Genomic DNA, 12,841 nt, shown 5'->3' with positions numbered 1-12,841 from the left:
GAATTCTCGCCTTTTTGGAGATTGATTGCTGGTCGTATTGTGGTTTGGCGCGTCAGCATGATCTGCGGAGTATCCATCGAGAAATCACGAAGTTGACGATGGTCGTGATGGCAAGGGTGACGAAGAAGGCAACTACGGTGTTTTGCAACACGCTCTCAAGCGTTTTAAGAGTTGCCAGTCCCAGCACGAACACGACCGCAATCGACGCTCCGATCGCCAGTCGATCGGCGATGCCTGTGCGACCTCCGGGAAACACGCGATCGGGATAGAACACCATCACGAACACAAGTCCCGCCAGCCAGGCGAGCGCGTAAGACAAACTTGAAGGCAGGACAACAAGGCCGGCAAAATAGACAAGGCTGGTCAGGGCGGTGTTCAGGCCGCCGGCGACAAGGAACCGGACGGCGTCTCCGCCGATGCGGTCAGCGGCCATCCTGCCTGACCGTATCCAGGAAATTCGCATAGTCCCTGATATAATCGCCAGCATCATAGCTGTGCGAGGCCATGACCAGCAACGCGGTGTCCGGCTGGAATTTATATTGAATTCCCCAAATCCCGGGTGGGATGTAAAGTCCGATCGACGGTTCGGTCAACGATACCTCTTTTCTGTCATGGCCGTCATCGACGACGACGGACAGGCGGCCGTGGGCCGCGATCAGGAATTGATGGCACTCGCGATGCGCATGCTCACCCCTGACCTTGTCGGAGGGAACGCCATAAACCAGAAAGGACCGTGCCGGCTTGAACGGTAGGTTTGCACCGAATTCGAGCGGGGCGAGTTCGCCTCGCAGATCGCTGAAATGCGGCAGTCGCCAGAGTTCGCTGCCGCCGACCCCAAGCGACATTTTCTCGCCAACTGTGCCTGGGGAGTTCTGGGTGACCGCGGGCACGATCTGCGGACCTGTCTGATAGCCGATGATGACGGCGGGATTTCCGACCACAACGGCATTGGCGGGAACGCTCTTGGTCACTACGGCGCCGGCGCCGACCATCGCCTGGCGGCCGACGACTATGCCTGGAAGGATTGTGGCATTGGCGCCGATGGACGCGCCGTCCTCGACCGTCGTCAGCAGAAACGTCTCGGGATATTCCTTGGAGCGTGGGAAGCGATCGTTGGTGAAGGTCGCATTCGGGCCGATAAACACACGATTGCCCAGGCGCACCCCGTCCCACAGCTGGACGCCGCTCTTGATGGTCACGTCGTCGCCGACGATTACGTCGTTCTCGATGAAGACGTGATCGCAGATGTTGCAGTTCGAGCCGAGCACGGCACCAGGCAGCACGTGGGCGAAGGCCCAGATGCGCGTTCCGTCGCCGACATCGGAGCTTTCGCAGATACCCCGTTCGTGCACGAAAAATGGCTTGGCGGTCATTTGGCTGTTCCGTCAACGACGCGGCTGATGATCCTGAGTGGGCGCGACTTGGTGTTTTCAACTGCCCGCCAGAGATAGCAACCAAGAATCCCCTGGACTAGAAGACTGGCCGAACCGAAGCCCGTGATCAGCAGCACCAGCGTCGTATAGCCAGCGGGGTCGATATTGCCAAGCAGCCGTGCAATCACGGTAACGACTGCAAATAGAAGACTTAGCACACAGCCGGCAAATCCTACCCAGAGGGTGAGCATTATTGGAAAATCAGAGAACGAGAAAATGCTGTCCATCATGTATCGGAACCGCCGCGCCATGCCCCAGGCGCTTGTTCCGTGCTCTCGTTCGCGCCGCCGATAGGGAACGAATTCCCGCCTGAAGCCGACCCAGAACAGTTGTATGACAAGCGAGCTGTTCGGCTCCTTGATCGAGAGGATCGCTTCCAGAACCTGACGGTTGCAGGCGAAGATATCCACTCCGCCACTCGGCATGCTGGGCAGGACGAGCCTGCGGTAGGCCGACCAGAAAGCCCTCGACAGAAATTTGGTCAAGGGCGGATCGCTACGCCCGGTTCGCTGCCCAAACACGACGTCAGCCTCGTCCTTTTCCAGCTTCGAAAAGAATTCGACGATCAGTTCAGGCGGCTCCTGCAGGTCGGCGGCCATCGCAGCGACCTGGTCACCCGAAGCGTGTTCGAGCCCGGTTCGAATAGCAGTGAACGAACCAAAGTTCCGGCTATGGAAGATGATCTTGTAATCATAGCCCGAGCCTTTCATTTCCTTGATCAGCAGCGGGCCGGATTCGTCCGGCGACCCGTCGACGACGAAGACGAACTCGATGTCGCCATGATATCTGGAGTTGAAATCGGCGACTGCCCGCAGAAGGGAAGGGATGTTTGCCTGATTTCGATAGATCGGGAAAACGATTGAACGTGTGGTCACATTGCCTCCCATTCACGGAGGGCCAGGCAAACCCGCTCTACCTCGTCTTCCCTCATGTTGGGATAGCAGGGGACCGAGCAGAGACGGCTGACACTGGCCCTCGAAACGGTGAGATTTTCGCTCCCCATCATCGGTAAGTCCGCCCAGCCGACCTGGTCGCAATCCAGCACAGGGTAGTGTATGTCGGTGTCGATGCCGCGCTCTTTCATGAACGCCCTGAAGGCGTCCCGCTCGTCGCAAAGCGCCACTGCGAGGTGCGCGACAGCGCCGTCGCCACCTTCCAGGAACTGCAATCGACGCCCGGCAACCGACTTGTACTGGTCTAGGATGCCACGCCGCTGCCGGTTGCGTCTATCCACATCGCCCAGCAGAACGTCCAGTATCGCGGCTTGAACTTCATCCATGCGAGAGTTGCGGCCGTTGGGCACGCCGACACGATATTTTGAACTCCAGCCATATTGCTGCAGTTGCCGTACATGCCCGGCGATTGCCGTGTCGGAGGTGAGGACAGCGCCGCCGTCCCCCATGGCTCCGAGGTTTTTGGTCGGATAAAAGCTGAACGTGGAGATATCCCCCAGCGAGCCTGCAACGTCGCTTCCGATTCTCGCCCCGTGCGCCTGCGCACAATCTTCCAAGATTGGAATGTGCGAGAGGCCAGCCTGCTCAAGTCCGTCGCGGATGGCGCGGACGTCAACGACGCCACCATAGAGGTGGGTGGCAACGATCGCAGCGGTGTTTGCGCTGGCTGCTTTCAGCACCGATTGAGGGGCCACGAGTTGGCTGGCTGGTTCGATATCGACATAGTGCGGAATGAGATCGTTGTGCCAGCAGGCGCAACTGGCGTAGCCTCCGGCATTCGCCGCAACGATGACCTCACGCCCGCGTATGCCGTCGCGCTTGGTCACCGCAGCCAATGCAAGTTCGAGCGCATCCGTCCCATTGGCCACGAGAACGCATTCCGACACACCTATGAATCTGGAAAAATTTGCCGCAAATCTTTTGCCGACCGCGCCATTGAGCCACCATCCCGAACGTAGCGTGTTCATCACCTCACGCTCGATTTCGACGTGGTGGCGCTGATACAGACGCTTCAGATCATTCATCGGAATAGATTCTTGTCTCGTCATCGGTAACTCAACGGCTCGAGCACAATTCATTCTAGGAACGTGCGCAGGGCGCAACGTTGGCATGCTCAACTACAGCAGGTGCGACGAATTAGAAATCTGAACTGCGAGCACATAGTACCCGGGAAGAGTACCTTTAAGACTTAGCTCGCGTTTCAGCCCTCTTTGCAGGTTTCGTCGTGAAGGCTTCCACCCTTCCGTTCTTAAGCGTCATCCTCTTGGTGCAGACGCTTTCGAGCAGGCTTTCGTTGTGAGTCGCCAAGACGATGATGCCCGCCTTCTCGGCCAGTTCATCCATGCGTCGCTTGGCTTTTTCCTGAAATTGGGCGTCGCCGGCGCCGATCCACTCGTCCATTAGCAGAATTTCGGGGTCGAGCGCTGTCGCCGCTGAGAAAGCAAGTCGCGCGGCCATACCCTGGCTATAGGTTTTGAAGGGGACATCGATAAAGTCGCCAAGTTCGCTGAAGGCGATGATCTCCGGCATTTTTTCTTGGATCTCGGCCTCTGTCCACCCGCTGATCAAACCCCTCAGAACAATGTTCCGCCGCCCCGTCGCTTCGGGGCGAAATCCTATGTTGATGTTGAACAAGGCATCGACTTTGCCTTCAATGGCTACTGTACCGGCCGATGGCTGATAGATGCCGTACAGCACCTTGAGCAGTGTCGTCTTGCCGGCCCCGTTTGGACCGACCAAGCCCAAACGGTCGCCTGCTTTGAGTTCAAAGCTGACATCTTCCAGCGCCTGCACGACCTGCTTGCCGCCGGAGCGTCCGATTTTGCCCCCAAGACCACCCAGGCGCCGGTCAGGCGCCGTCAGCGTCAACTTTTCGTAGAGGCGATAGGCGAGGCTGACATTGTCCAGCTTGATAGAAATCATCTTGAGCTCAGATCACGAAAACGACGCGCTTGCGATATCCGCCCAGGAGCAGCAACGCAACCGCCCAGAAAGCCAAGGAGATGTAGGCTGTCACTATAAAGGGATGCATTGGGAATTCGCCGCTCGCGATTGGCGCGCGCACCACTTCCAGAAAATATGTGAACGGATTCCAATGATAGGCATAGTTCTGTATACCGCCTTGCCCGTGATAGGCCCAGAAGACTGGCGTAAGAAACGTGCCGACTCGCATGATGTTGCCGACGATGAACTGAGCATCGGGAAAGAATGCGCCCAGGAATGCGAAAACCGTTACGATTGCAGGGGTCGCGAGCACAATCAGCAACAACCCCGGGATCGACAAAAGCCACTCAGCGCTGATTCCCAAGCCGCTCAGCAGCAGGATGACGATGCAACCCGCCACTGAATAGCTCGCTCGGATGATACATTGCACGGTCAGCCGCATCACATACACGAAGAGTGGCAGCCTCGTGCCTTGAATGAAACTGGCTTCGCGGGAGAACAGGGGCACGCTCAGGCTGATCATCTCCATGAGGTAGAACCAGACAACCAGGCCGATCGAAGCATAGGCCGTGTATCCGGCCGAATCCGTGTCTTTGGTCTTGAAAACGAAGATGAAAGTGCCGATGAATGCCAGATAATTGACCAGCATCCAAAGCGGGCCGAGCGTCGTTCGTCTGTGCTGGTCGCCAATGTCCTCGTGGGCAAGCGCGATCCAGACCCGGTGTAATCTCATTGCCTTTGAGATGTCGTCAAAAGCGCCGTTTAGTGCCGCAATCATAGCTGGGAGTATCGCAATCCGTTGTTCTGGCGCCTTATTCTTCGCTGGCCATAGCGAACCACCAAGCCCGTCTCTAATAGCCATTTCGATGGGCATATGGCAACGCATTGCGTCGTAACGCGGTGAGGAGCAGAGTCAACTGCGGCAAAACTGAACATATGCTAACGCTGTGATTTACTTATTAGCGATGGATCATGTTTCCTTTGCGGCAATCACCGGAGCATGATCCATGTTCTCCACTGGACGCCTCTTCCCGAAAAAACATCTAGCTATGCCCTCCGCCCCGCAGTATGCGATACACCACGGCGGGGGCCGGGGATGGCACTTAAGGTGGATTGGTCGCGAGTATCTTCGTGTTCGCACTTCGCTGGTGTCGATGCCCTTGAGCCTGGAGTCTAGTGCCGTCCAATGAATTCCCACCTTGAAGCTGTGTTCGGGCTCAGGCCACAGATGCGGCGCGCCTTCATCATGGTCCAGGACGTGGTCATGGTCCTGGTCGCCGTGGCACTCAGCCTTATTCTTTCGCGGTCGAATCTTTCGTTCGAAGCGTTCTCCAACGAGGGTCTGGCGACATGGGCGGGCATCGTCGTCATCAGCCATCTGCTGTTCCGCTACAGTGGCCTCTACACCACCGTGTGGCGCTTCGCCTCGACGCCGGACTTTTTCAACATCCTGAAGAGCTGCGCGATTTTGACGTTCACTCTTTACATGGCGTCGCTGCTGCTGCGTTTTTACCGGCCGGTGGCGGGGCTCAACGAGCGTCAGTTCATCGTCTTCTTCCTCGTCTCCTTCACCATCATATCGGCACCCCGGCTGTTCTACCGCTTCCTGCGTGACGGCGCGAGCTGGGGGATTCTGAACCGCAAGACCGACCAGCAGGCCAAGCGCGCTCTGTTCGTCGGCCGGCTCGGCGAGGCCGACCTGATCATTCGCTTCACCCGCACGGCGCAACCGGCGGACTATTCCATCGCAGGCATCATGGCCACCGAGCGCGGCGCACCGTTGGGCACGCGGATTCAAGGTGTTCCCGTGGTGGCGACCATGCCGCGCCTGATCGATGTCCTGGAAGACTATGCGACCGGCACCAAAAGCCTGGACTTGCTGATTTTCGGCAGCGGCGCCGAGCACGAAATCGAGGACTATTCGGAACTTGTGCGCATTGCCCGGCACGGCGACATAAATGTGGTGCAGTTCTCAGGCCTTTCGGAGTTGGAACAGCACGGAAAGCTGGTTCTCGACACCGTCGAGATGGAAACGATCCTGCGCCGGCCGACGGTCGCGTCCGATATCCAGCGCATCGGCGCCTTTGTCGGCGGCAAACGCGTTCTGGTGACCGGCGGTGCCGGTTCTATCGGCCAGACGCTGGTCAGGCGGTCGCTGGAACTCGGAGCCGAGGCGGTGTTGGTCGCCGACAACTCCGAGTTCGGCATTTTCCAGCTGAGCCAGTATGTTGACGAGAAGGACCACGACCGCCTCAAGGTCCGCATCGTCGATGTCGCGGACCGGCGCCAGATAACGCGTGTCGTCACGGAATTCCGGCCGGACATCATCTTTCATGCCGCGGCCCTCAAGCATGTTCCGCTGCTCGAGGAAAACTGGGATTCGGCCATCCAGACCAATATCTTCGGAACGCTCGTCTGTGCCGAGGTCGCCGCCAAGTGCGGGGTTGCGCAATTTGTCCTGATATCGAGCGACAAGGCGGTGGATCCCTCGTCAGTGCTCGGCATGACGAAGCGGGCCGCCGAACAGATCATCAGCGCCTTGCATGGCACGCCGGCAGGCGAGACAAGCGGGCGTCGCCCGGCCACCAAGTTCATTGCAGTGCGGTTCGGCAACGTCTTCGGCAGCAATGGTTCGGTGGCGACCATATTCCAGGCGCAGATCGAGGCCGGAGGGCCCGTCACCATCACCGACCGGCGCATGACGCGCTATTTCATGACCGTGGCCGAAGCCGTCGATCTCGTCATCATGTCGGCGGCCGATGCCGCGTCGCGGCAGAGCGGAGACGATTATGCCGTCTATATGCTCGACATGGGCAAGCCGGTGCCGATCCTTGAAGTGGCCGAAACGATGATCCGCTTGTCCGGAAAGAGCCCATACAAGGACGTCGCGATCCGGTTCACCGGCATAAGGCCGGGTGAAAAACTCCACGAAACGCTGCATGGCGAAGACGAGGAACTCGTCGAACTCGGCATCTCGAAGATTTTCGGCCTCAGCACGGACGTCGTGGAATGGTCGGATGTCCAGGTCGCGCTCACGGCGCTGCAGCAGTCGGCGAAAAACCAGGACAAGGCTGCCGCGCTCGCCGCATTGGCAGGTCTCGACCGCGCCAAGAAGGCCAGGGCAAGTGCACGTCAAGACGCGATTCCGAAGACGGCCGGGCAGGCGACCTAGAACAATTCCGGGAAAAGCGCACGGCGCTTGGGAATTGCGCCAAATCAAAGAGATAGATCCAATCAGAATCAGAAAGCGATCTTGCTCGTGAGCAAAGATGATCTGCGCATCGCGGTCCTGATGGGCACGAAAGACGGCGCCGCCTTCATCGAGGAGCAGCTGCAGTCCCTGCTCGAGCAGTCGCACCCTCTGGTCGACCTGTGGATATCCGACGATGGCTCCGTCGATGGCACGACCGCCATCATCGAGGCATGGAAATCCCGCTGGCGGCCCAAGGGTCGAATGACGCTCGTCGAGGGGCCGCGGCAAGGCTTCGCCGCCAATTTCCGCTCCATGATCGTCGATCGACGCATCGAGGCGGACTGCTATGCCTTCTGCGACCAGGATGATATCTGGGAGCCCGACAGGCTGGAGAGCGCTATCGACTGGATGCGGACCCGGGATGCGAAAATCCCGCTGATGTTTTGTTCGCGAACCGCGACCATGACGGAAACGGGAAGCCTTGTCGGCCATTCGCCTTTGTTTGCCCGGCCGCCAACCTTTCGCAACGCGCTTGTGCAAAGCATCGCCGGCGGCAACACCATCCTGCTCAACGCAGCGGCACGCGACCTGCTGGCCAGGGCCTGCATGCGGACCGGGTTCGTCAGCCACGACTGGTGGGCCTATCTCATCGTGACCGCTGCCGGTGGCATCGTCCGCTACGATCCGCGGCCGCTGGTGCGCTACCGGCAGCATGCGGCAAACCTGGTCGGCGCCAACGTATCCTGGAAAGCAAGGGTGTCCCGGCTTGGCCGCCTGTTCAAGGGGGAATTCGCCGGCTGGACGGACCTCAACCTGGATGGCCTCGCCGTCAATCGCGACCTCCTGACCGAGGACGCGGCGGCGTGCCTCGACCTTTTCACCCGCGGGCGCGACGGCGGCCTTTTCCGCCGCTTGGCAGGCTTGCGCCGAAGCGGCGTCTATCGGCAGACCGTTTCCGGAAACCTGGGGCTCTATCTCGCCTTCGTCCTGGGGCGCATCTGAACATTGCGACGGTTGCGTGGCGCGCTTGGTCAAGAGATCGGCTCATGCTACGTCGACCGGATTGACGGCATTGGCCTGCGGCATTGCCTCGGGACTTCGGCAGGGAGCACTATCGGCCGTTCATGAAGGCAGCCAAGCAAATCTTCGATCTTGCCGGTGCGGCTCTGCTGCTGGTGGCGACATCTCCTGTCTTGGCGCTCACCGTCCTTGCCGTTCGGGCATCGTCGCCGGGCCCGGCTATTTTTTCACAGGTGCGGGTCGGCCGTGACGGTCGGCTTTTCCGCTGCCACAAGTTGCGCACGATGTATCTCGGGACGCCGTCGCTACCCTCGCATGAGGCGCCGGCGGATTCCGTGACATCGGTTGGAAAGGTCTTGCGGAAGTTCAAGCTGGATGAGCTGCCGCAATTCTGGAACGTCTTGAAGGGCGAAATGAGCCTGGTCGGGCCGCGGCCCTGCCTGCCGACCCAGACGGAATTGATCGAGTGTCGCAGGCGGCTGGGGGTTTTGGCGGCGCTGCCGGGCATAACCGGCCTGGCCCAGATCAGGGGCATCGACATGTCTAACCCGGAACTCTTGGCGCAAACGGATGCTGCCTACCTCCGCACCGCGTCGTTCTGGCTCGATCTTCGGATCCTGTTTGGAACGCTCTACCGCTGAGCAGACCATGAAAAGATCATGGTCAAGCAAGAAAGTCAGGATCTGCTGAGCCGCGCCAGCTCGGCCAGCCGCTCAAGCGTGCCGGCTTCGGGCGTCCACCCCTGCGATACCAGCAGGGCGGGGTCGCATATCTGTGTGGCGGTCAGGCTGTCCCAGAACGCCCGCCTGCCGAGTGCGGCCACCACCGGCCGTATCAGCCCGGCCGGCACCGCCATCAGGCGCACAGGCCGCCCCAAACCTCTGCGAAAGGCGGTGATGACGGCGTCGACGGCGACCGGCGGCACATCGGCGCCGACATAGATCGGGCGAAGCGGCCCGGAATGGCTGAGCAGGTGCGACACTGCTCGCACCGCGGCCTCGGAAGACATCAGCGAACGGATTCCGGTCAAGGCACCCGTCGGCAGCGGCAGCGGCGTATCGGCAAGGCGCATCAGCGTTGCCAGATTTCCCCTCATGCCGCTTCCATAGACCGGAGGCAGGCGCAACACGGCGGCGTCGGAGCGGCCATGCGACGCATAGGCGTCCAAAACCGTGATCTCGCTTTCGCGCTTCGAGCGTCCATAGGCGCATTGTGGGGCAGGAAGCGTGTCCTCGTCGATCGTTGCGCTGACGTGCGCGCCGATCACCGCCCGGATCGAGGAGAGATGAATGAAACGTCCGCTTATCTGGGCCACCGCTGCATGCGCCAGCCTTGCGCTCAGTTCCACATTGGCCGCCTGGTAATCGGCTTCGGTTGCATTTCCCCGATCATTGTTGAGGCCAGCGCAATGGACGACGTCAGTCATATGCCGGGTCAGTTCCAGAAAGGCGGCGGCCGGCGCATCGAAGCCGGGCATCGGCACAGTCTCGTTCTCCGAACCAAGCCTCTCGGGATGGCGGGAGGCGAGGCGAAGCTCGGCACCGGCTTCGCGTAAGTGGCGCACGACAAGACGCCCGATGAAACCTGTCGCGCCCGTGACCAGAACCTTCATGGCCTTGCCCGAGACAGGTCTTGCGTGACTGGTGCAAGTGCCGGTTCGTCCAGCAAAGGAACATGGCGTCCGGAGGCGAGATATGTTCCGCTCACCAGGAAGACCATCAGCACCGAGTCCAGAATGTCATGGCCGACCAGGATGCCTGTCATTCCGGCCGTCAGATAGGTGATCACCACGACGATAATCATGGTGGCGCCGAACCGCTCGTTCGGATCGCTGCTGTTTCGCAAGACCCGGGCGGCATTTCCAGCAGCAACGATAAAGATCGCTGCCAGCGTCACGGCGCCCAGAATTCCTGCTTGCACCAAGGCGGTCAGGAAGCCGTTGTGGAAATGGTTGAAGCCTGTGTCCATCGCGAACTGCTCATGAAAGCCCTGTTTGATCAGAAGCTGGGTTGCACCCACACCGTGCCCGAACAGTGGCATGTCATGGAATGCTTTGAGGCCGATCTCCCAAAGCGCAACACGTATTCCCAACGAGGTGTCGTAGTTGCCGCTAGCTCCAAGCGCACCCCAATCGGAGCGCAAAAAGTCGACTCGCCCGGATATCGCCTGGAAGCTGGAAGCGGCGATCACGACTCCGACTGCCGCCAGCAGCAGCAGCAGGCGAACGGCATTCCTGCCCCTGAGCCTGTGCCGGTTGATCAACATGACGGCTATGCCGGCGATCAGCAGTGCCAGCCAGATGGTACGCGAGCCGGAATAGATGACGGCGATCGTCCCGGCCAGTATCGCGTAGAAGAGGGGTGTCCGGGCTTGCTCAATACTGGACAAGGCGCCAGCCACACACGTCACCACGGCAAGGCAGACGACGGTTGCGAAGACGATCGGATTTCCGGCTCCCCCCTCCGCCCTGACGCCAATCCAATATTGCTGAATGACGGCCATGAGCAGCGCGACAAAGCAGGCGGCCATGCTGGAAAGCACGACGATGCGGGCAAGCGTGGTTTTCTGCGTGTTGCTCCAGGTCGAATAGGACACGGGAAAAAACAGGAAGGTGACGAGCGGGATAAGATGCGGCGCATCCCGGACAAACGAGTTGTTGACGATGGACGCCAGGAGATTGGCGGCGCAGTAGGCATAGATCGCGACCGTCATCCAGATCATGGGCCGGTCGGCGTTGAAGCGCCTTTTCCCTAAAGCAATCAGCAGCGCGGACGAAAGGCCTCCGCCATTGAACACAAAGCTGACCACCGACCCCAGAACCGGTGGAAAAAAGAAGCAAAGGATGGAGAAGTAGTTGTTGATCCGCGAAGGCGAGAATTGCTGTGTGAGGGATGAAAGCCGGCTCAATTTTCGGGCTCGCTGTTTTCGGCAAGTTTCATGCGGCGGATCTTGTTTAGCGAAGTTGAATGCGCTCGCCTCGAAATTGCCCAGGCCTCATAAAGCGCTTGCCCGCTGCCGAAGCTGGTATAGCGGCCGCCCCCCGTTTTCGATAGTGTATCTGGTGGATTGCCACCGAAAATCGGCGGCAGGCGACGGTCGGCCAAGGGAAGTCGCTTGAAAGCCGTAGCCGGTCATTCAAGCAATATTTTCCCCGCGTTTTCTCGGTTGTTGAGCTTGCGGGCAGGAATTTCCGGGTTTGATGGTATCCGTGGAAAATTCATTCTCGAACCATGTGCGGCCGGGCCAGTCTTGCATTGTTCTTGACAACGGCGATCTGCTAGAACGCCGGCACGAGGAAGATTGTCCAGAAACAAGGCTCGAACCGGGCGCAAAAGCTCGATGATTTGAGGCAAGGTCTTCTGTTGGAAATACGAAAGAACGCCCACGGTCCATGACAACAGCGCTTACGCATCTTCAGCGGCTTGAGGCCGAGTCCATCCATATATTCCGCGAGGTTGCGGCCGCCTTTGCCAAGCCGGTCATGCTCTATTCGGTCGGCAAGGATTCATCCGTGTTGATGCATCTGGCGATGAAGGCGTTTTATCCCGCCAAGCCGCCATTTCCCTTTCTTCACGTCGACACGACGTGGAAGTTCCGCGAGATGATCGCCTTTCGCGATCAGATGGCGCAGAAACTCGGCTTCGATCTCCTGGTTCATGTCAACGAAGACGGCGTGCGCGACAACATCAATCCGTTCGACCATGGTTCGAACACCCACACCCATGTCATGAAGACCGTGGCGCTGCGCCAGGCGCTCGACAAATACGGCTTCGACGCGGCCTTTGGCGGCGCACGTCGCGACGAGGAGAAATCGCGCGCCAAGGAGCGCATCTTTTCCTTCCGCAATGCCCAGCATGTGTGGGATCCGAAGAACCAGCGCCCCGAAATGTGGAAGATATTCAACACCCGCATCGCATCGGGTGAATCGATCCGCGTCTTTCCGCTGTCGAACTGGACCGAGCTGGATATCTGGCAGTACATCCTGCAGGAAAGTATCCCGATCGTGCCGCTCTATTTCGCCAAGGAACGGCCGGTGGTGGAACGCGACGGCATGCTGATCTTGCGGGACGACGAGCGCATGAAACTCCGCCCCGACGAGACAGTGGAGAACCGGCTCGTGCGGTTCCGCACGCTTGGCTGCTATCCGCTGACTGGCGCCATCGAATCGGAGGCCGACACGCTGGAAGCCATCGTCGGCGAAATGCTGACGGCACGGACATCCGAACGGCAGGGTCGCCTGATCGACCGCGATGAAGCCGGCTCGATGGAAAAGAAGAAGCGCGAGGGGTACTTTTGAC

General features: G+C 59.5%; 12 protein-coding genes. 4 read left to right on the top strand and 8 right to left on the bottom strand.

The features are described from left to right. Window positions 1–52 precede the first annotated feature (52 nt). The 6 genes from LB519_RS21110 to LB519_RS21085 form a co-directional block, all read right to left on the bottom strand. Complete coding sequence (locus LB519_RS21110) at window positions 53–433, bottom strand: GtrA family protein (RefSeq protein ID WP_224621085.1); 381 nt, start codon at window positions 431–433, stop codon at window positions 53–55. Next, on the bottom strand, window positions 423–1,373 hold the full coding sequence (locus LB519_RS21105) for a WxcM-like domain-containing protein (protein WP_224621084.1): 951 nt from the start codon (window positions 1,371–1,373) through the stop codon (window positions 423–425). The genes LB519_RS21110 and LB519_RS21105 overlap by 11 nt, the downstream gene beginning before the upstream one ends. Further along, a complete protein-coding gene (locus LB519_RS21100; RefSeq protein WP_224621083.1) occupies window positions 1,370–2,308 on the bottom strand; it encodes a glycosyltransferase family 2 protein in 939 nt (312 codons plus the stop codon). Before LB519_RS21100 ends, LB519_RS21105 begins: the two co-directional genes overlap by 4 nt. Then, window positions 2,305–3,411: a DegT/DnrJ/EryC1/StrS family aminotransferase gene (locus tag LB519_RS21095; RefSeq protein ID WP_224621082.1), complete on the bottom strand. Its 1,107-nt coding sequence runs from the start codon at window positions 3,409–3,411 to the stop codon at window positions 2,305–2,307. Before LB519_RS21095 ends, LB519_RS21100 begins: the two co-directional genes overlap by 4 nt. A gap of 157 nt (window positions 3,412–3,568) precedes the next feature. Next, on the bottom strand, window positions 3,569–4,309 hold the full coding sequence (locus tag LB519_RS21090; protein WP_224621080.1) for an ABC transporter ATP-binding protein: 741 nt from the start codon (window positions 4,307–4,309) through the stop codon (window positions 3,569–3,571). A 7-nt stretch (window positions 4,310–4,316) separates the two neighbouring features. Continuing rightward, entirely contained in the window at window positions 4,317–5,204 is an 888-nt protein-coding gene (locus LB519_RS21085) for an ABC transporter permease (protein WP_224621079.1), read from the bottom strand. Between the two features lie 312 nt (window positions 5,205–5,516). On the opposite strand from LB519_RS21085, the gene LB519_RS21080 reads away from it, so the two are divergent. From LB519_RS21080 to LB519_RS21070, 3 genes are all read left to right on the top strand, one after another. Beyond that, complete coding sequence (locus tag LB519_RS21080; RefSeq protein ID WP_224621077.1) at window positions 5,517–7,502, top strand: nucleoside-diphosphate sugar epimerase/dehydratase; 1,986 nt, start codon at window positions 5,517–5,519, stop codon at window positions 7,500–7,502. Between the two features lie 87 nt (window positions 7,503–7,589). After that, window positions 7,590–8,525: a glycosyltransferase family 2 protein gene (locus LB519_RS21075; protein WP_224621075.1), complete on the top strand. Its 936-nt coding sequence runs from the start codon at window positions 7,590–7,592 to the stop codon at window positions 8,523–8,525. Between the two features lie 122 nt (window positions 8,526–8,647). Further along, window positions 8,648–9,184 (top strand): sugar transferase, encoded by a 537-nt coding sequence (locus LB519_RS21070; protein WP_224621074.1) that lies wholly within the window; start codon window positions 8,648–8,650, stop codon window positions 9,182–9,184. A 35-nt stretch (window positions 9,185–9,219) separates the two neighbouring features. On the opposite strand, the gene LB519_RS21065 is transcribed toward LB519_RS21070, so the two are convergent. Continuing rightward, entirely contained in the window at window positions 9,220–10,155 is a 936-nt protein-coding gene (locus LB519_RS21065) for an NAD-dependent epimerase/dehydratase family protein (protein WP_224621072.1), read from the bottom strand. After that, a complete protein-coding gene (locus LB519_RS21060; protein WP_027164098.1) occupies window positions 10,152–11,450 on the bottom strand; it encodes an O-antigen ligase family protein in 1,299 nt (432 codons plus the stop codon). Before LB519_RS21060 ends, LB519_RS21065 begins: the two co-directional genes overlap by 4 nt. Window positions 11,451–11,934: 484 nt before the next feature. Here LB519_RS21060 and cysD point away from each other — a divergent pair, with 484 nt between their 5' ends. Next, complete coding sequence (gene cysD, locus LB519_RS21055; protein WP_013532711.1) at window positions 11,935–12,840, top strand: sulfate adenylyltransferase subunit CysD; 906 nt, start codon at window positions 11,935–11,937, stop codon at window positions 12,838–12,840. The last annotated feature ends 1 nt before the right edge of the window (window position 12,841 follow it).

It is taken from the genome of Mesorhizobium sp. AD1-1 (assembly GCF_020164655.1).
Lineage (GTDB): Bacteria > Pseudomonadota > Alphaproteobacteria > Rhizobiales > Rhizobiaceae > Mesorhizobium > Mesorhizobium ciceri.
Note: the sequence above shows the minus strand (reverse complement) of the source record. Positions and strands in the feature narration are given on the sequence as shown.